Below are 17,786 nucleotides of genomic sequence, written 5' to 3' on the forward strand. Positions count from 1 at the left end.
TATTTTCTAAGCTATCTATCCGTTATAAACGCTAGCGCATGTTCCGGGCTTTGGCTCGTAGTAACAGTGATTTTTGTATTGACCAGAAGCGGGTTGACCGTACCAGGTTGGAGGGCATGGAGCGGATGGATTAAAGTACCACAGTGCATATTTCCCCGGGTGTTCTCTCCAATAATCCAAATTCTTTTTGGCTAACCTTTTTTCAACACCTCTTGCTCTTTGATAAAATACGTTTCCTTTTTGAACAGCTTCGAACGAATAGTTGCCTCCCTGCACCTGATAAATAACTTGCGGAACGGATCTTAAATTCTTGAAATCTAAACAGTTTGCTTTAAGACGATTTACAATGACATTTCCAACATACAGCATTCCTTGTTTTCCTTCGCCTTCAGCTTCTGCTCTCATCATCCTTGCCATTAAAGCAACGTCTGAATCTCGATAATTTACTCTTGGCATTTTTTCACCCCAAAAATATACTATGAAAAAAGGACGCTCTTGATGTCACTGCCCCTAAAATAACAATAGCTGGATGTTAAATACACTTAAATACACGATGAGCACACTGACACTGCAGAAAGAGTTTTTATTACGAAAAGCTTATTCTTTTTCATAATAAAGCTGAGCAATTTGCCCGTACTGTTTTATATCGGTAAGCTTCAAGTTCATTTCGGGAATTCCTCGTTTAAACAGCGGAATACCAGCCCCAAGCAAAACGGGAATGACCGATATAATAAATTCATCCACCCTCTTTGCTGTTAAGAAATCAGCGAGAATATCAGCGCCTCCCACCAGCCATATTTTTTTAGTTTCTTGACTGAGGTTGTTGAGAAATAACGCCACGCTTTCGTTTATAAACTCGACATATTGATCTTTTCCTTGAGCTGAGCGGCTAAACACGTAGCATTTTTTACCGAGATACGGAAACTCAGGTGTAAGCTTCAGCACGTGGTCGTACGTAGCTTTTCCCATAACAACCGCATCACACGTTTGATAAAACGCTTCGTAGCCGTTGTCTCCCTCTCCTTCTACGCTTTCCAGCCAGTCAATCTCTCCGTTTTCTCTTGCAATATATCCGTCTAAGCTTGCCGCAATATATACGACGATTTTTTTCTTCATTCCCTTTTCTCCTTTCAACTTTACTGTTTCTGTATGATATCATCTTAATACGACACTTTTTGTCATATTAAAAGAAAAAGGTGAAAATAAATGGCTAAGTCTAGACGGCTTGTTGATATGCTCATGTTTATTAATACAAAAAGAACGTTTACGGCAAAAGAACTAGCGGAGGAATTTGGTCTTTCCGTGCGGACCGTCCAGCGCTATTTACTGGACTTAAGTGAATTAGGGCTGCCTCTTTACAGTGAAAAAGGGCGGAGCGGCGGTTACAGAGTGCTAAAAAATCGTATTCTCCCTCCCATTTTGTTTACGGAAGAAGAAGCTATTTCTATCTTTTTTGCTTATCAAGCTCTGCAGTATTATCATGACCTTCCGTTTGATGCAGGAATTCATGCGGCTCTTCAAAAATTTTATGTGTACCTGTCTGAGGAAACAAAGAAAAAAGCAGATAAAATGAGTGCTCATATTGCGTTTTGGAATCCTAAAAGAAACCTTGACACTCCTTATTTAAAAGAGCTTTTAGAAGCAAGCCTTGCAGGGAAATATATTGAATTTCTTTATGATTCAAAGGCGGGTCAAACAAGAAAAGAAGTCAAACCCCTTGGAATTTATGCTCATAACGGTTTATGGTACTGTCCTGCTTATTCCTTCAATAAGCAAAAAGTGTTATTATTTCGAGCGGATCGTATTCACTCGTTAAAAGTTTTAGAAAAAGACGAAAATATGTCTCTTACGTTAAAGGAATGGCTTGAAACAGAACCGGTAAACTCACAGCCGATTTCGTTAAAAGTAACCTTGACACACGAAGGCGTTCGTCAGTGTAAAGGCGTTCCGTGGCTTGAAAATCATGTGAGGGTGGCGCGTGATGGGAATGGCTATATCGATACAATAACTGATGGAAATGAAATAAACTACATGGCTTCTTTTTTCTATACCTTAGGGGCTCATGCTTTTATTGAAGAACCTCAGAAGCTAATTGAAAAAATCTGCTGTCACGCAGAAGAAACGTTAAGACGCTATAAAAATGAAGTGGGGACAAAAGACGAATAAATGGGAGAAATGAACTCGTATAAATTGCTTTAGGCACCGGGGTTGATCGGAGTGCAAGACTTCGCCTTGCACTCCGATCAACCGCTACAAGTCACTAAATAGATGAAATCTACGTTCACTCTACCAATAAAAAGATCCGAACGATTCATCGTTCGGATCTTCTTTCAACCAACTAAACTACTTATATCCTAGCCTCTTTTTAATTTACCCAGCCCACACGTCTTTTGCGTATCGGCCTTTTTCTTCTAGCTGCTGCAGCCATAAGCGAGCGTCTGCTTCACTCACTTGGTGAACGTCAGCATAGCTTTTCATAAGCGTTGCTTCAACGTCAGGTGCCATTTGGCTTCCGTCTCCGCAAATATAGAAGTGCGCTCCTTGATCAAGAAGTTCAATCAATTTCTTGCCGTCTTGTTCCATCACGTGCTGAACGTATGTTTTCGGCTGATTTGGCACGCGAGAAAAAGCGGTATGAAGCGTAATGATGCCTTCATTTTGGGCGTTTTCAAGCTCTTCTTGATACAGATAGTCTTCATGAGGTGAACGGCAGCCGAAGTATAAATGCGCTTCTCCAAGCGACTGTCCTTGTTCTTTTAGCTGTTTGCGAGCCTGCACGAAACCTCTAAACGGCGCGACGCCTGTTCCCGGTCCGACCATGATAAGCGGCGTTTCAGGGTCTTTTGGCAGCGTAAACCCTGACTGCGGTGTGGAAATAAAGCACGTAATCGTATCTCCTTCTTGCAGCTCGGCAAGATAGTTCGACGCAATTCCTTTATATTCTCCATATCCGCTCCACGCTTCTCCTGAGACAACGCTGACCGTGATGCTTGCTTGTTTTTCATCGACACGAGGTGATGAAGAAATTGAGTAGTAGCGCGGGCGTATGCTTGGCAGAAGGGCGATAAATTCGCTGAATTCCATTTCACACGCCGGGTATTTTTCAAGCAGTTCAAGCATTGTTAAACGTTTTGCCAGCACTTGTTCTTTGTAGGCTTGCTTTTCAAGCAAGGCTTCAAGCTCTACTTTATGCGGCGGGCAGACCGTTATAGCAGCCATTGCGCGAAGCTGCGTGCGCGTAACAGGATCTTGAAGCTCCACGTATTGCAGAAGCTCTTCTACTGATACTGTTTTAGCGAGTGGCAAATGAGCTAATTTTTCTTCTTCTGCTTCCAGACGGATTTGCTGTGATGCATCTAGGCCGAACCTTGCTGTTACACGGTTTACTATTCCTTCATAGTTGCGAGGAATAACGCCTAAATGATCTCCTTCTTGATAAGAAGCTTCTTTTGGAAGTTCAATTTCAAGATGACGCGTGCTTCGTGCACTGCCTGGCTGTTGAAGTTCTTTGCTTGCTACGACGTTCGCTGAAAACGCACCGTGCATTTTCGCAAGCGGCATATCCGCGGCGCTGTCGACGAATTGAAGTGAAAGTGTAGATTTATTATCTTCACTGTTTTCAATGTCGAGGTTAAAGTAGGCTGCTACATCACTCCACATATGTTCACGCCATTCTTCATATGTGCCTTCAAAGTCGTCGCTTGCATCTGCTTCACCGCGGTCAGCGATGTTTTCTGCCCCTTTAGCGGCAAGCGTTTCATCGATAAAAGCAGGCACTTTTTGATACGTTGTCGCCCAGTTTTTATCACCGCATCCAAATACGGAATAGCGAACGCCTTTTACTTCATCAGCAGACGCTTGGTCTAACCAGTCGACAAATTGCTTTGCGTTATCAGGCGGGTGTCCGTTATAAGACGCCGTTACAATTAATACAGCTCCTTCGCGGGGAAGATTTCCGGCGTGCGAATCAAGGGTAGCGACCTGTGGTGCGAATCCTTTGCTCATTGCAATATCTGCTAAATCACGCGCCGTTCCTTCAGCTGTTCCCATATTTGAACCGTATAGCACAAGCAGCGGCGTATTATGAGCGTTTTCTGCCTTTTTGCGTACTTTTTTAGCAGACTGTTCAGTGCTAGGTGAAGGAATACCGCCAAGCGGAATTTTTTTCGATTTTGCTTTTACCACAAAGCCTTCAGGTTTTAACGTTAAAGTTTCTTTAATATCCAGCTCGTAGTTTGTATGATCTTCAAAGTCAAAGTGTTTTAGCATCATACCAAGTACCAGCGTTGCTTCATGAAGAGCGAACTGCTGACCGATACACGCACGCTGCCCGTTTCCAAACGGTTTAAACGCATGCTGCGGAATCGCACTTGGATTTTCAAAACGCTCTGGACGGAACTCTTCCACATCGTCTCCCCAAATTGTTTTATCACGGTGAAGCTGAGGAATCAGAACCATTAGTTCGTCGCCTTTTTCTAAAGGATATTCTCCTCCAAGCACCGTATCTTCTTTTGCATATAGGGAAAACGCAGGAGCCGTTGGCCATAAGCGCAGCGCTTCGTTTAAGACCATGCCCACATATTTAAGCTGTTTGACTTGTTTGTAGCTTGGAACAGGATCTACTAGAACTCGTGCTGCTTCTTCTGCTGCTTTTTGTAATACATGTGGATTTTTCACTAAGAAATACAGCGCAAATGATAAAAGACCGCTTGTTGTTTCGTGTCCCGCAATTAAGAATGTAATAATTTGATAGCGAATGTTCTCGTCATCAAGCGGCTCACCTGTTTCTGGATCTTTTCCGTTTAGCATATGTGTTAACAAATCATCGCTTTGTTCACCGCTTGCTTTGCGATCTGCAATAATTTTATCTACTAGGTTGTTCATTACCTTGATATCTTCTTGAAACTGGCGCTTGTTTTCATCATAAGCTGGGTCATCTGGATTTGCTCGCTGCAGCTTGTTCATCGATTCATCCAGTGCACGGACCATACTCGTAATAAACGGATGCGGCTGATCTCGGTAAAAGCTGTTAAAGCGGTAGTTAAAGCCGCAAAGACCGATTGTATCAAGCGTTAAACGCGTCATATCTTCCGGTACTTCAATATGCTCATCTGCATTTAGACGCTCCCACTTTTGAATAAGCTGCACGGCGATATCGACCATCATCGCATGATAGCCTTTCATTGCCTGCTGACTGAAGCTTGGAAGTAAGATATTATGCGCTTTTTTCCAATTTTTTTCGTGCGTCCAGCTTGTAAATAACCCGTCTCCTGCAAAATCACGTACAAATTTAAGCGCTTGACTTAAGTTTTTATCAAAACGTGATTCATCGCATGCTTCTTTAATTAGACGCTGACTTGATAAGTAACGCGTTACACGGCCAGGCGCCTCGAATTTAAAGATTTCTCCTAATTCATCCGCAATTTTCATCAAAGCTTGAACCGGTTTATCTGTGTTTAATAACGGTAAATTTTTAAGCTCTCCAAACGTTTTTGGCTGAGGCATTTCTTTAATTGTCATGTTATCCCTCTTTCACTTGTTAAGTTTCATGATTGTCTGCTAAGTGCTGCCCACAGACTCTCTTCTACACCAGTAAGAAGTTCATCAGTTAAAGATAAGTAGTCATTTTCAATCATTTCATATACTTCCATGAAACTTCCAAATAAAATAGCAATTAGCGCATTTTCAGGAAGATTTCTAATCACACCTTGCTTTTGTCCTTCTCTGAAGAACGTGCAAACAAATTCCACCAGCTTTTGATATGCGAAGCGGCTCTCTTCCGTTAAAAAAGCTCCTTGGCTATGAGTTTTAATAAATCCAAGAGCACGAGGATGATTTTTAGTAAATGTCACCATACCTTCAAAGATATGATGAAACCCATCTCGGTATCCATCTCTTTCGTTTGCCAGACCGCTTTCAATGCACTGTAAAAACTCGTTTACGTGCTGTTGAAATAATTCATTTACAAGGCTTTCTTTATTTTTAAAGTAGCGATAAATTGTTCCTGCTCCTACTTTGGCATTTTCTGCAATCATTGGCATCGTGGTTGCATCAAACCCTCTTTCTGCAAACAGCAGAAGCGAAGCAGAAAAAATCGCTTTTTGTTTTGTTGGAGTAGATTCCACTTTATCACCTCTTTCCAAAAGCGGAATGAACGTTCATTCCGCTACAATTACAAGTATAAAAAACTGCATCTTAATAGTAAAAAGATAACTAGAAAAGTGGAAAGAAAAGGTTCTTTCACTCTAACTTTCTACCATTTAAAGGTAATTAAACGAGTCTTTCAGAATCTTTAGTGCTTACAGAAAATTAGTCCACTTATCCCCTCTATTAACATAATTTAGCACAACTTATTAAGGACAGAAGTTTAAAGGAAAAGCAACGTGGAAATAGAAAAGAGTTACACAAGGCGTAAAGGAGGATTAAAAATGAATCAAGCAAGAGTTATAGAATACGAAGAAATGCTTCGCTCAGCCATGCTTTCTAATAACATAGAGCTATTAGAAGAATTACTTTCAGATGAGCTTATTTTTGTGAATCACCTTGGGCAATGGTTGTCAAAAGAAGAAGATATAAATGTTCATCGTTCAAAAAGTCTTGATATAGCGGGCATGGAAGTGTTGGAACAAGAAGTTAAACTGTTTCAAGAACTTGCCGTTACGATTACAAAAATAGCGTTGAATGGGGCACTGGCAACCGGTGAATCGATCGGAGGCGAATACAGCTATACGCGAGTTTGGAAAGATGTTGAAGGGAAATTAAAGGTTGTTTCTTGTCACTGCAGTTCTAGCGTATAATCGACGCTGCCATAATAAAAAACATCCCTCCTGTACTAAGAGGGATGTTCCTTTTGCTCGTTAAAAGATTTTCTTCCTGTCTCTGTCATCTTTTAAAATCTCCACGGCCTCGCGGAACCGCTGTGAGTGAACAATCTCTCTTTCTCGTAAAAATCGTAAGCTATCGTTTAAATCAGGATCATCTGATATATCAATTAACCATTGATATGTAGCTCTTGCTTTTTCTTCTGCAGCTATGTCTTCATAAAGATCTGCAATCGGATCGCCTTTTGCCTGTATATAAGTAGCTGTAAACGGAACCCCAGCAGCATTATTGTAATAAAGTGCACTATCATGGTTCACATAGTGTTCTGCTAATCCCGCTGCCTTCAGCTGCTCCGGCGTTGCATCTTTTGTTAGCTTATAAATCATCGTAGCAATCATTTCAAGATGAGCAAACTCTTCTGTTCCAATATCGTTTAGCAGTCCAACAACTTTATCGGGAATTGTATAGCGCTGATTCAAATAACGAAGTGCTGCTGCAAGCTCTCCGTCCGCTCCCCCGTATTGTTCCATTAAATATTTGGCAAGCGTTGGATTACACGTGCTTACTTTCACTGGATACTGCAATTTCTTTTCATACACCCACATATAGCTCCCGCCTTTATCTGCTTATATTTGCCATGGCCAAGGGCTTGTTCCCCAGCTCCACTTTCCGTCGGTATAGCTGTTTCCATATTGCTGAAGCGGCCCGTACTTTGTTTCAAAGGTTCTTTTTAACTGCATAGCCTGCTGCGCGTATTCGTTAAACTGCTGCATAGCCTGCTGGTCATTTGGATGGGTATCTAAATACAGCGTTAATTCTACTAGTGCAAAATCAATCGCCTGTATTTCTTCTAAATCCTGATAGTACTCCGGAGGTAGATTTTTCATTCTTCATCCCTCTTCTTATCTTTGTATGGATTTTCATAGTAGTCCCAAAAAGCCGGCCACAGCGTTCCTTTTTTTAGCGCTTCTTTCGGTGAAAACTGCTGCAGATTCGGCGGCTGAAATCCCATGTATAATTGAGGCGGTGTAGAATAATATTTAACTCCTATCGGCCGGCAAGGATCATAGATACTGTGGAAAGGTTGATAGGTCTTAACCGGTGTAAACATCTTTTTTGGATTGTTATCCATGAAAAGTCCTCCTCTAAAAACACACTCTGTTTTATCCTATTCAGCTTTTATCGAGTTCATGAAGGAATTTACTTCCGACTTAGGAACCAAACTTTTCTTTATAAAAAAGACCTATGTAAAAAACGCTGTAATTGCCCAATCCCTTTAGGCAGTTTTCTCATACTTTATAAAATAGTGATAAAAAATAGAGGTGATTAAAAAATGGACATTAACTACATGGATTTTTATTTGTACCCGACAAGGTTTCCTGGACCTCAACTCCCGCCCGGTCCACCTAGACCACCAGGCGGTTTACCTGCACCTAGCCCGCAGCAAGCCCCAACTTCCCCTCCGCCGGCATTTATTCCGGCTCAACAAATGGCAACTCCATTTGCCGTTGACCCAGGAGCCATTTCTCTATGTCTATTCCGCAACACGTTCATATGGCTTAGAAACGGCTCTAGCTTCTGGTATTTTCCTATTTTTGTAGGACCGCGATCGGTTGCAGGATTTAGATGGAACGGACGTTTTTGGACCATTTTCGGTGTGGATACACGACAAATTGTTTCGTTTACGTGTTTTTAAACGTAAAAAAAGCCTTATTTTTCAATAAGGCTTTTTTGCTTACTAACTACGATTACACTACTGTTCTTATTCCAAAACCAATCAGCAGCACGCCACTGCATCGTTGAAAGGCTTTTTGAAACACCGGTTTTTTAAACCATTTTTTCACGTAATCTATTACATACACCAAGATTAAAAACCACCCTACCGCTATAAGCGTCAGAATAAAACCGAGTATCAGCAGCTGTTGATTTGTGTGTGCATCCAAGTTAATAAACTGTGGCATAAACGTAATATAAACTAATACCGTTTTAGGATTAAGAAAATTACTAAGAGCCCCTTGCATATATGATTCTCTATAGCAGCGACTAGATGAAGACTTTACAGTTTTTGTTTCTTCTGAAATGGCCTCTAATGAGAGCGTATTTTTGGTCAGAAATATTCTGATGCCTAAGTAAAATAAGTACGCTGCCCCTATGTATTTAATCGTGTTAAACAGATACACCGACTGCGCAATAGCAACAGACAAGCCAAGCACAGCAATTAACGTCCAAAACGTGAGGCCTGTAGCCATGCCGAGTATGGTAAAACGTCCTGCTTTTGCTCCGTGATGAAGCGTATTTTTCATGATAAGAATTGTATCAGCACCAGGTATCATCGACATAACCAGCGCCATCAGCATGTAAGCAGCTAAATGATCCACAGTATTTCTCTCCCTTTTAAGCTATTACTAGCATCCTGTTTTCTTTTCACTTTCAAATATTTTCATGTATTGTTTTGGTGTTAGCCCAACCTGACTTTTAAAAAATCGAGTCAAATGACTTTGATCACTGAATCCCGTTAGAAAGGATACGTCAATTGGCTTTTTCCCCTGCTCTAGCAGCTTTTTAGCCTGATTGATTCGAATTGTTTCCAAGTAGCTGTATGGAGAGATTCCTTTTTGTTTTGTAAAAGAGCGCAGCAGCCGGTATTTGCTCCATCCAATTAGCTGACTTAACTCATCCAGCGTGATCTTGTTTGTATAGTTGTCTTCCAAATAGCTGCAGATTGTTGTGATTTCATTGGACGTGTCAACGGCTGACGAAAGAAAAGAAAGATTTGAATGATCCTGCATGAGTTCTTCTAGCAAATATAAAAATAACTCTTCTTTCTTAAACTCCCGTTCACCATTTAAAATTTGTAAATGAAGCTCTTTTAAACTAGAGACAGCATCACTTCTTTGCACCACGCTGCTGTTAAAACGCGGAAGACTTTCACTGCCGTTAATGTCAAAAACAGCTTTTTTCATCACTTCTGGCGTCACGTTAATACAACGATAATCAAGCTTTTTGTCGTCTATTTGTTCACAGCTATGGACATCATACGGATTAAACAGCAGCAAATCTCCTGGATTAATGATGTATTCTTTGCCTTGGCAAATTAAATGACGCTGACCTTCTTCAATAAATCCAATCACATAATACTCGTGAAAATGAGCAGGAAACTTTTGCATAATCCCTTTAAAACGATAAGCTTCAATATGTAAATCGGCGTCAACGTGCGCCGTGCGAATTTCTTTTGTCATCAATGCCCCCTCCTTGTCACATACTAAGCTTTTTAAGCATACCATTCACTCAAAAATTTTTCTTGTATGATATTGCAGATGAGACTTTTTTCCACTACTTTTATCCGTTCAGCTAGGGGTGGTACCAATCACTCTTAAGAGTGATTTCTCTTCTTTCCTCTAGTAATTTTCCGCTCAAATGATAAAATATAGACACATTTTATGGACGAAAGAAGGGATACCGTGAAATATAGACAAATTAAATGGCTGATTTTGCTTCTTCCAACTCTGACCATCGCGCTTTGGGAGTACGTTCGTCATGCCTTTTTGCTCCCTTACATCTCAATGGATATGGGAAATGTGCTTTCTCCGCTCCTTGTCTTTTTTGTAACGCTTGTATTTGTCCGCTATTTATTTTCTATTTTAGAAAAAATGCAAGAGGAACTAAGACAAGAAAAAGAAAAGAAAGCAGCACTTATTGAACGTGAAAAATTAGCTCGTGAACTGCATGACGGCATTGCACAGTCGCTGTTTCTCCTATCTGTTAAAATGAACAAGTTCGGAAGAAAAAATAAATTAGAACAGGATCCTGACTTTATCCGGATGAAACAAACTCTTCAGCATGTCCATGACGATACGCGTCAAGCGATTACGAATTTAAAGCACTCTCCGTCTGACTCTTCCGAAAGCTGGACTGAAAGCATTCATCAATACGTCGATGATTTAACACATACTCATTTACTAGATGTAAACCTAGATTGGAGACTGTCAGAAACAACGCTGTCGAGGAAAGAAAAAAACGAGCTGTTTGCTTGTGTAAAGGAAGCGGCTATGAATGTAATCAAACATGCAAAAACGAATAAAATCTGGATTACAGCCACTGAAACGGCCGGGGGATGGATTTGTGAAATTACAGATTTCGGTACAGGTTTTACGTCCGACTCTCTCAAGTCCGGTCTTGGTTTGCAAATTATGAAAGATCGTGCGAAGGACATGAACTGGGACTTTTCCATTGAGCGAAAACAGAACCAAACCATTGTTAGCATTAAAAAGGGGGTTATGTAAATGCAGCCGTTTCGTATTTTGATTGTAGATGATCATGCTCATGCGAGAGAAGGCATTCGCGATATTTTAGAAGAATATGAAGATTTTATTATTGTTGGCGAAGGAACCAACGGGCAAGAAGCCATTGAACTGACCGAAAAATTAATGCCCGATATCGTACTAATGGACATTGGAATGCCTGTGATGGACGGGTTGGAAGCGACAAAACAAATTAAGCTTCGGTTTCCGTACGTTAAAATTGTGGTTATCACGGTTTCAGACGATATTACGGATTTATTTGATGCGCTGAAAAAAGGCGCACAGGGCTATTTGTTAAAAAACCTGCAGTCTGAAGTGTGGTACGACTATTTGCGTGCGTTCGCTTTAGATGAAGTTCCTATGTCAAAGGAAATTGCGTTTCAAATTTTAAAAGAGTTTCCGCAAGAAACATCGATAAAAAAACCCGACACTCCCCTTTCTGCACGAGAGCTTGAAGTGCTTCAATTAGTGGCTAAAGGACTGTCAAACCGCGATATCTCCGCGCAGTTATTTATTTCTGAACATACGGTAAAAAGCCATTTAAAAAACATTTTAAGCAAGCTTCATTTAGAAAATCGCGTGCAGCTGACAAGCTATGCGTTTCAAAACGGCTTAATGAACTAACAGCTTTCACGAGCTGTTTTTTTATTAGCAGCTTCCTCTTATAAGTCCCAACAATCACTCCTAGGAGTGATGGCTAATTCTCCCTTTCCTTCTATAATGAAAGCACGTTCGTTAGTAAAAAGGAGGAAAAAATGATGCAGGAAAAGCGCGAAGAAACAACAAGTACAATTAAAAAAAGCACGGCGCGTTCTCAAGGCCTATACAAAGCCATATGGCGTTGGCACTTTTATGCGGGCTTAGTGTTTACTCCGTTTCTTCTTATATTAGCTGTTACTGGAGGCGTGTATTTGTTCAAGCCTCAAATTGAAGAAAGACTGTACCACGACTTGTATCATGTTCAAGCTCAATCACAGTCTACATCCCCTTCAGCACAAGTGCAGGCTGTAAAGGAAAAGTATCCAGGCGCTGACGTGTTGACGTATAAGCCCAGTGAGCGCTCCACTCGTTCTTCAGAAGTAGGAATCTCATTAAAAGACCATACATATACGATTTTTGTTAATCCTCACAATGGTCACATTGTAGGAAAACTGGATGATTCGAGTCGCTTAATGAATCAAATTGAAGAATTTCACGGAGAGCTAATGGCAGGAACAGCGGGTGATCGTATCGTAGAACTTGCGGCCTGCTGGGCGATTGTCTTAATTGTAACCGGTGCTTTTTTATGGTGGCCGCGCAAAAAAGACAAAATAAAAGGCGTGCTGATTCCTCGTTTTTCAAAAGGTAAAAACGTGCTTGCACGAGACCTTCATGCGGTACCGGCCTTTTGGATTTCAGCTGGTATGCTTTTTCTCGTACTAACGGGCCTTCCGTGGTCAGGACTGTGGGGCAATGCGTTTCAGCAAATCGCCACAAACGCAGGCGTTGGGTACCCTCCGTCTATTTGGGTAGGCAGTGCACCTACTTCAACCGTGCAAACAAAAGATGTAGCGGACGTGCCTTGGGGAGCTGAAACGCTAGAAGTTCCAAACTCCACAGCTTCGCAATATACAAAAGTATCGCTTGATGACATTGTAGATATTGCAAAAGAACAGCATATGCACGACGGCTATAACATTTCTATTCCGCAAGAACCTCAAGGCGTGTATACGCTCTCTGTATTTTCACCAAGAGCTCAGGATGAAGCAACCATTCACCTTGATCAATACACCGGCGCTGTGTTAGCCGATTATCGGTACGACAACTATGGATTTATGGGAAAATTGATTGCACTTGGTATTACGCTTCATAAAGGTACACAGTTTGGGTTTATAAATCAGCTTATGGGCCTCATTGTTTGTATCGGAATTGCTGGTATTGCTATCAGCGGAGCCTTACTGTGGTGGAAACGAAAACCAGCTAAAAACATAGGCGCTCCTAAAGTTCCTGAAGGAAATGCAATGCGCATTGTGACGTGTATAATCGTGGTGTTTGGTCTCGTCTTTCCTTTAGTCGGACTGTCCTTAGTTATCGTGTGGCTTTTAGATTTCTTTGTCATCAAACGAATTCCAGCATTGAAGCGGTTTTTAAACGCATGATGCATGAAACGATGTGAGGTGCAGTAACAATGAACAAATGGAAAATACCCGGATTGGTCATACTTAGTACGATTTTACTTTCCGCGTGCTCTGTAAACAGTAACGCAGACAAGCTCTACAAGCAGCCAAAGCCTCTGTCTGCGCATGTGATGCTTCCTGAAACTATAAAACCACGGAGCACACAGGTACTAGAAGTGCACGTAATGCAAGAAAATAAAACGGTGGATGATGCCAAAAGCGTTCAGTTTAAAGTGTGGAAAAAAGATGCTCCCGGTAAAGTTGAAATAGTAAAAGCGCATTATGATGGCAGTATGTATAAAGCCAAAGCAACCTTTAAGGAAGATGGTATTTACTATATTAAAACGGATATTAACGCGCGCGGTGAACACATCCTTCCTACTCAGCAAGTCGCAGTAGGCGAATTATCGAAAGAAGAATTACGTTCACTGCAGCCAGCTGAAAACGAAACGCATCATCATCACTCTCATCATTAGACATAAGCTCACGTTCAGGGACTGTACGTGAGCTTATATTTTTCTTATGAATTTTGACTAGTTCCATTATATGTTTTTACATTTTTTTCTTATTACTTTAAAATAAAAGTGATAAACGTTTTATAAAGGAGTTTTACAGATTGAAAAAAATTGTTTCTGGTATTTTAATTTTAGTATTAGCCGTTATTGTTATGATTGAAGGAAATCCGTTAGAGCAGAACTCTTCAACGAATACCTCCTACGATGAAGTAATTACCTTCCCTGCTGATCGTTACCCTGAAACTGCAGCGCACATTCAACATGCAATCGATAAAGGAAAATCGGCTGTTTGTACAATTGACCGAGACGGGGCTGAGGAAAACCGCCGTGAGTCTTTAAAAGGTATTCCGACTAAAAGCGGCTATGACCGAGATGAGTTTCCGATGGCCTTTTGTGAAGAAGGCGGAAGCGGTGCTGATATTGAATATGTAAAGCCTTCAGACAACCGAGGCGCCGGGTCTTGGATCTCCCATCAAGTAGACGAGTTTCCTGACGGTACGAAGGTTTTAATTGAAGTGAAGTAAAAAGAATGGTCGTGATGACCTTTCTTTTTTTATATTAAAAGTCTATAAAAAATGAAAAATTGCTCTTGCCTAAAGATACTCTTCACTTTTAAAATAAAAACGTGTGTGTTACATATATGCATCATCGTTTTATAGGAGGAATGAGTTTCTTGGACAATCTATGGCAGCAGCTACTCCCTGCCTCATGGCAATTAACTTTATTTATTTTCTTTTTTGTTTATATCTTACGCTACAAACAAGAGAATAAATTCAGCATGCAGCTTCACTTGCTGCTTAAGTTTCTTTATGCCGTTATTTTGATTTTAAATGCGGTGTTGTTTTTAGTGGAAAGTCAGCGCGATTTTCTTTTTTATGCAACGCTTTTCATGAGTATCCTGACAATTATTTTGATGGAGTTCACGCTTTCTGCAAAAAAACAGAACGAGCTTGATTTTATTTCAGCCGTTTCTTGCTGTGTTCTTCCGATTTTTATTTCTTTACTTGAACTTAGTTAATGAACCAAAGGCCTCTGATGATTCAGAGGCCTTTTTGATGTTATTGATCTTTGTTGTTACGGTCCATCATATCTTTTGGATCTTCTACAATATCTTCTGGATCACGGTTGTTGTCTTTTTCATCATCTCGATACATCTTGTCATTTTTATCTACGCCAGGTACGTTATTGTTGTTGTTCATATTGTCTAAGCCCGTGTTTACAAACGCCACGTATACTTTGTCGATTTTACTATCTGCTTCTCTTACGCGGTCTGCAATTTTTTGCTCAAAATCAGTTGAAACTTCATGATAAGTATCGCCGTTATACGTTACGGTGTTCACCTTGCCGTTATCATTGTTGTCCGCTGCGTCATTTCCAGCTAGGTCTACCGTTACATACGCGTTATTATTATCGCGAAGCACATATGCATCGTCAACTTCCTTCATATCTTCTACATTTTGTGCTGCTTCAACTGACTTTGTCGGCTGATCAGTGTTATCCATTGGGATATTGTTATTAACTCCATCGTTTGTAGAAGTGTTGCGTAAGTCATTTTGAGTATTGTCCATTGCGTTATTGTCTTTATTTCCTCCACATGCAGCTAAGCCGGAAAGAAAAAGAACTGAAGAAGCAATGATAAGCCCTTTTTTCATTTTTTCCATCTCCTTAAATATAGTTTGCAGTCGTATTATGCTTAATTTTTGCAAAACTATTCAAAGGAGACGGAGAAGTGAAAAAATCTTTTTAAAAAATATACTTAACGCTGCTAGCAATATTATAAGATGCATTTTAATATTACAGCTGTACTTATTCTCCTAATAGCTTTCGAACGGCTATTGAAAGCGTATTGACATGCCGTTCTACGTTTGCCGCCTCAGCAACTTGTTTCTTTTCATCGACGTTGTAAACCGGCGCTGGATTTTGTGTAATTCCGTTGATCGCTGTAGCCATAAAAGCTAGCAGATCATCTGTTGGTACAGCCGGAGAGAAATTCTTTACTTCTATTTGCTGCGTAATAAAGTCGTGAAGCTTTTTTTGAATATATTTAAGGTTAGAGACTTCAACTAGCTGATCTTCAATTTTCATAAAACGCTGAGGGTCTTTTGAATACAACGCTACTAGTTCAAAGTAAATTTCTCCTCCTGCTGTCATCGATTCTTGGATATGCTCTCCAATATACATAATAAAATCATGCAACATTTCAAAGGAATCTTTTTTTGTCTGAAGTAGGGCTTCAATTTTATCTTTTACTTTATAGCTGACGCTTTCTTGATTAAGAAGTCCAACAAATACTTCATCAAGGTTTGAAAAATATTTGTACACGCCTCCCTGACTCATTCCAGCTTCCAAAACGATATCTCGCATGGCTACATCATGCACCGGTTTGCTCTTGCATACTCTTTTGGCTGCTTCTAAAATCTCTTGCTTCTTTTTTTCAGCGTATCCTTCCCTTACTTTTGGCATTTTTTCACGCTCGCTTACTTTTTTATTTATTTTCGAATGTCTCGAGTGCATCAATAATCACCTGAGCTGCTTTTTCAGCTCCTTTTTCAGCTCGGATTTGTTTTCCGATTTCTTGTGCTCTGGATCGAATTTCATTAACTTGCGTACAGGAAATGGCTGCGGATAATTTTTCAGCCGTCAATTCTTTTCTCGGAATGGCTTTTGCTCCAGCTCCTAGCTCGTGAATTTTTCTCCCCCAAGCGAATTGGTCATTTCCATAAGGAACAATAATACTTGGAACACCAGCTCGGAGGCATTCGGCTGTTGTTCCTGCTCCTCCATGATGAACAACGGCAGACATTTTAGGAAACAGCCACTCATGAGGAATATCTTTTACAAATAAAATGTCTTCTGCTATCTCTTCTGTGTGATTCATTCCGCTTCCTCCTGTATTGATGATACCTCGTTTCCCGGCAAGTTTTAAGGCTTTAATCACTAAAGCAGTCGTTTCGCCTGCGTTTTTTTTATCACCAACACTTCCAAATCCAATATAAACTGGCGGTTCTCCAGCCTTTAAAAACCTTTCCAGCTTCTCTTCCGGCTGATAGCTATGGTCACTGTCCATAAACCAATTTCCGTAGGAATGAACGTGTTCAGGCCAATCTTTAGATACGGAAAATACAGTGGGACTTGACGAAATAATGGTTGGGTTAGCTGCTGTACGCTGCTTTGGATACGGGCATGAAAAATCGTTAGGTCCTGTTCCATGCTGCTGAACCCAATATTTTTTTAAAGGACCATTTACTACTTTCCAAAATCCCCATTCAAAAATACGATGCGTCAGCTTATTATATATTTTTCCAAATCGTGGTCGATCATAAAAAATTAAAGCTGGATAGTCTTTTGTTGGTGTCATTGGAAAAGGGCTGGCTAGAATGCTTGGTATATTCATCTCTTTAGCAGCAAAGTAACCAATTGCCGCACCTGGATGATATACAATTGCATCGGCTCCTTTGCATGCTTTGTGCAAATCTTCTTGTATATTCATCATCATACCCATCATCTTTTCATTTTTTAAGCTTGAAAAAAATTTGAGAGGATTGTCTGCATTAATCGCGTCGTCTGCTGCTCCGCTCTCTATAATTTTAGAAACATCTCCTCCAAGCATGGCATATTCGAATCCATACGATTTTATGAAGTTTTGATAAGCTTCTGAAGCCGCAATTCGTACACGGTATCCTTTCTTTTTTAGCTCTAATCCTAAAGCCATAAAAGGCTGGGTGTCTCCCCGCGTTCCCGTTGTTAACATCGTAATAAGCATCATTTCAGCCTCCTTATATTAAAACGACAATGTTGTCGTTTTAATATAATGTAACCTCCTGGAATTGATTCGTCAATGCAAAAACGACAATTATGTCGTTTTATTACTATCCTTTATTTTCCTAAGGTGCTTTTTGTAAGGATTGCTGCTTTTAATTATAGCAAGGGAAAATTTCCTTTTTATAGTATTGTATAAAGAAAGGCTTATTCAGCTAACGGGCAGTCATATT

General features: G+C 40.4%; 21 protein-coding genes. 9 read left to right on the top strand and 12 right to left on the bottom strand.

The annotated features are described in order from the left end of the window. Positions 1-15: 15 nt before the first annotated feature. Positions 16-456 (bottom strand): cell wall hydrolase, encoded by a 441-nt coding sequence (locus AC0KUU_RS19550; RefSeq protein WP_013083968.1) that lies wholly within the window; start codon positions 454-456, stop codon positions 16-18. Positions 457-597: 141 nt separating this feature from the next. After that, positions 598-1,116: a dihydrofolate reductase family protein gene (locus tag AC0KUU_RS19555; RefSeq protein ID WP_025751048.1), complete on the bottom strand. Its 519-nt coding sequence runs from the start codon at positions 1,114-1,116 to the stop codon at positions 598-600. Between the two features lie 90 nt (positions 1,117-1,206). On the opposite strand from AC0KUU_RS19555, the gene AC0KUU_RS19560 reads away from it, so the two are divergent. Next, entirely contained in the window at positions 1,207-2,166 is a 960-nt protein-coding gene (locus AC0KUU_RS19560; protein WP_322552252.1) for a helix-turn-helix transcriptional regulator, read from the top strand. 204 nt (positions 2,167-2,370) lie between these two features. Here the strand turns inward: AC0KUU_RS19560 and AC0KUU_RS19565 are convergent, their stop codons facing one another. After that, the gene (locus AC0KUU_RS19565; protein ID WP_162214582.1) at positions 2,371-5,520 is read right to left on the bottom strand and encodes a bifunctional cytochrome P450/NADPH--P450 reductase; all 3,150 of its coding nucleotides are present in this window, start codon (positions 5,518-5,520) and stop codon (positions 2,371-2,373) included. Positions 5,521-5,546: 26 nt separating this feature from the next. After that, complete coding sequence (locus tag AC0KUU_RS19570; RefSeq protein ID WP_043981385.1) at positions 5,547-6,125, bottom strand: TetR/AcrR family transcriptional regulator; 579 nt, start codon at positions 6,123-6,125, stop codon at positions 5,547-5,549. A 303-nt stretch (positions 6,126-6,428) separates the two neighbouring features. Here AC0KUU_RS19570 and AC0KUU_RS19575 point away from each other — a divergent pair, with 303 nt between their 5' ends. Next, positions 6,429-6,797, top strand: coding sequence for a nuclear transport factor 2 family protein (locus AC0KUU_RS19575; RefSeq protein WP_043981384.1), 369 nt, complete (start codon positions 6,429-6,431; stop codon positions 6,795-6,797). A gap of 60 nt (positions 6,798-6,857) precedes the next feature. Here the strand turns inward: AC0KUU_RS19575 and cotJC are convergent, their stop codons facing one another. Genes cotJC through AC0KUU_RS19590 form a run of 3 tightly spaced genes read right to left on the bottom strand, consistent with a single transcriptional unit; the run spans position 6,858 to position 7,954 of the window. Beyond that, entirely contained in the window at positions 6,858-7,427 is a 570-nt protein-coding gene (gene cotJC, locus AC0KUU_RS19580) for a spore coat protein CotJC (protein ID WP_013083974.1), read from the bottom strand. A 21-nt stretch (positions 7,428-7,448) separates the two neighbouring features. Beyond that, positions 7,449-7,709 carry a spore coat protein CotJB gene (locus AC0KUU_RS19585; RefSeq protein ID WP_028409289.1) on the bottom strand — a complete coding sequence of 87 codons (261 nt, stop codon included), beginning with the start codon at positions 7,707-7,709 and terminating at the stop codon, positions 7,449-7,451. Continuing rightward, complete coding sequence (locus AC0KUU_RS19590) at positions 7,706-7,954, bottom strand: spore coat associated protein CotJA (RefSeq protein ID WP_013057939.1); 249 nt, start codon at positions 7,952-7,954, stop codon at positions 7,706-7,708. The genes AC0KUU_RS19585 and AC0KUU_RS19590 overlap by 4 nt, the downstream gene beginning before the upstream one ends. A 201-nt stretch (positions 7,955-8,155) precedes the next feature. Between AC0KUU_RS19590 and AC0KUU_RS19595 the strand changes: the two genes are divergently transcribed. Then, positions 8,156-8,518 carry a transporter gene (locus AC0KUU_RS19595; protein ID WP_165574929.1) on the top strand — a complete coding sequence of 121 codons (363 nt, stop codon included), beginning with the start codon at positions 8,156-8,158 and terminating at the stop codon, positions 8,516-8,518. A 52-nt stretch (positions 8,519-8,570) separates the two neighbouring features. On the opposite strand, the gene AC0KUU_RS19600 is transcribed toward AC0KUU_RS19595, so the two are convergent. Together AC0KUU_RS19600 and AC0KUU_RS19605 are read right to left on the bottom strand one after the other, a co-directional pair. After that, complete coding sequence (locus AC0KUU_RS19600; protein WP_322552253.1) at positions 8,571-9,200, bottom strand: LysE family transporter; 630 nt, start codon at positions 9,198-9,200, stop codon at positions 8,571-8,573. Between the two features lie 27 nt (positions 9,201-9,227). Then, positions 9,228-10,061 carry an AraC family ligand binding domain-containing protein gene (locus AC0KUU_RS19605; RefSeq protein WP_473452959.1) on the bottom strand — a complete coding sequence of 278 codons (834 nt, stop codon included), beginning with the start codon at positions 10,059-10,061 and terminating at the stop codon, positions 9,228-9,230. 222 nt (positions 10,062-10,283) lie between these two features. Here AC0KUU_RS19605 and AC0KUU_RS19610 point away from each other — a divergent pair, with 222 nt between their 5' ends. The 6 genes from AC0KUU_RS19610 to AC0KUU_RS19635 all read left to right on the top strand — a co-directional run bounded on the left by AC0KUU_RS19610 (position 10,284) and on the right by AC0KUU_RS19635 (position 14,812). After that, positions 10,284-11,105: a sensor histidine kinase gene (locus tag AC0KUU_RS19610; protein ID WP_074895082.1), complete on the top strand. Its 822-nt coding sequence runs from the start codon at positions 10,284-10,286 to the stop codon at positions 11,103-11,105. After that, the gene (locus AC0KUU_RS19615; protein WP_098248051.1) at positions 11,106-11,747 is read left to right on the top strand and encodes a response regulator; all 642 of its coding nucleotides are present in this window, start codon (positions 11,106-11,108) and stop codon (positions 11,745-11,747) included. Positions 11,748-11,878: 131 nt separating this feature from the next. Beyond that, on the top strand, positions 11,879-13,261 hold the full coding sequence (locus tag AC0KUU_RS19620) for a PepSY-associated TM helix domain-containing protein (RefSeq protein ID WP_322552255.1): 1,383 nt from the start codon (positions 11,879-11,881) through the stop codon (positions 13,259-13,261). 29 nt (positions 13,262-13,290) lie between these two features. Continuing rightward, entirely contained in the window at positions 13,291-13,755 is a 465-nt protein-coding gene (locus AC0KUU_RS19625) for a FixH family protein (protein ID WP_043981377.1), read from the top strand. A gap of 140 nt (positions 13,756-13,895) precedes the next feature. After that, the gene (locus AC0KUU_RS19630; protein WP_013057949.1) at positions 13,896-14,318 is read left to right on the top strand and encodes a NucA/NucB deoxyribonuclease domain-containing protein; all 423 of its coding nucleotides are present in this window, start codon (positions 13,896-13,898) and stop codon (positions 14,316-14,318) included. A 140-nt stretch (positions 14,319-14,458) separates the two neighbouring features. After that, positions 14,459-14,812, top strand: coding sequence for a DUF1516 family protein (locus AC0KUU_RS19635; RefSeq protein WP_225049451.1), 354 nt, complete (start codon positions 14,459-14,461; stop codon positions 14,810-14,812). A gap of 40 nt (positions 14,813-14,852) precedes the next feature. Here the strand turns inward: AC0KUU_RS19635 and AC0KUU_RS19640 are convergent, their stop codons facing one another. The 3 genes from AC0KUU_RS19640 to AC0KUU_RS19650 all read right to left on the bottom strand — a co-directional run bounded on the left by AC0KUU_RS19640 (position 14,853) and on the right by AC0KUU_RS19650 (position 17,560). Next, positions 14,853-15,446, bottom strand: coding sequence for a hypothetical protein (locus AC0KUU_RS19640; protein WP_097822801.1), 594 nt, complete (start codon positions 15,444-15,446; stop codon positions 14,853-14,855). 154 nt (positions 15,447-15,600) lie between these two features. Then, positions 15,601-16,308 (bottom strand): TetR/AcrR family transcriptional regulator, encoded by a 708-nt coding sequence (locus AC0KUU_RS19645; RefSeq protein WP_241771379.1) that lies wholly within the window; start codon positions 16,306-16,308, stop codon positions 15,601-15,603. Beyond that, complete coding sequence (locus AC0KUU_RS19650; protein ID WP_322552256.1) at positions 16,280-17,560, bottom strand: glycosyltransferase; 1,281 nt, start codon at positions 17,558-17,560, stop codon at positions 16,280-16,282. The genes AC0KUU_RS19645 and AC0KUU_RS19650 overlap by 29 nt, the downstream gene beginning before the upstream one ends. Positions 17,561-17,786 lie beyond the last annotated feature (226 nt).

The sequence above is a fragment of the Priestia sp. ST2 genome (genome assembly GCF_055810735.1).

Coding starts and splice junctions, on each gene's coding strand:
- AC0KUU_RS19550 (WP_013083968.1), bottom strand. CDS start 456: ATGCCAAGAGTAAATTATCGAGATTCAGACGTTGCTTTAATGGCAAGG.
- AC0KUU_RS19555 (WP_025751048.1), bottom strand. CDS start 1,116: ATGAAGAAAAAAATCGTCGTATATATTGCGGCAAGCTTAGACGGATAT.
- AC0KUU_RS19560 (WP_322552252.1), top strand. CDS start 1,207: ATGGCTAAGTCTAGACGGCTTGTTGATATGCTCATGTTTATTAATACA.
- AC0KUU_RS19565 (WP_162214582.1), bottom strand. CDS start 5,520: ATGACAATTAAAGAAATGCCTCAGCCAAAAACGTTTGGAGAGCTTAAA.
- AC0KUU_RS19575 (WP_043981384.1), top strand. CDS start 6,429: ATGAATCAAGCAAGAGTTATAGAATACGAAGAAATGCTTCGCTCAGCC.
- cotJC (WP_013083974.1), bottom strand. CDS start 7,427: ATGTGGGTGTATGAAAAGAAATTGCAGTATCCAGTGAAAGTAAGCACG.
- AC0KUU_RS19585 (WP_028409289.1), bottom strand. CDS start 7,709: ATGAAAAATCTACCTCCGGAGTACTATCAGGATTTAGAAGAAATACAG.
- AC0KUU_RS19590 (WP_013057939.1), bottom strand. CDS start 7,954: ATGGATAACAATCCAAAAAAGATGTTTACACCGGTTAAGACCTATCAA.
- AC0KUU_RS19595 (WP_165574929.1), top strand. CDS start 8,156: ATGGACATTAACTACATGGATTTTTATTTGTACCCGACAAGGTTTCCT.
- AC0KUU_RS19605 (WP_473452959.1), bottom strand. CDS start 10,061: ATGACAAAAGAAATTCGCACGGCGCACGTTGACGCCGATTTACATATT.
- AC0KUU_RS19615 (WP_098248051.1), top strand. CDS start 11,106: ATGCAGCCGTTTCGTATTTTGATTGTAGATGATCATGCTCATGCGAGA.
- AC0KUU_RS19620 (WP_322552255.1), top strand. CDS start 11,879: ATGATGCAGGAAAAGCGCGAAGAAACAACAAGTACAATTAAAAAAAGC.
- AC0KUU_RS19625 (WP_043981377.1), top strand. CDS start 13,291: ATGAACAAATGGAAAATACCCGGATTGGTCATACTTAGTACGATTTTA.
- AC0KUU_RS19635 (WP_225049451.1), top strand. CDS start 14,459: ATGAGTTTCTTGGACAATCTATGGCAGCAGCTACTCCCTGCCTCATGG.
- AC0KUU_RS19640 (WP_097822801.1), bottom strand. CDS start 15,446: ATGAAAAAAGGGCTTATCATTGCTTCTTCAGTTCTTTTTCTTTCCGGC.
- AC0KUU_RS19645 (WP_241771379.1), bottom strand. CDS start 16,308: ATGCACTCGAGACATTCGAAAATAAATAAAAAAGTAAGCGAGCGTGAA.
- AC0KUU_RS19650 (WP_322552256.1), bottom strand. CDS start 17,560: ATGATGCTTATTACGATGTTAACAACGGGAACGCGGGGAGACACCCAG.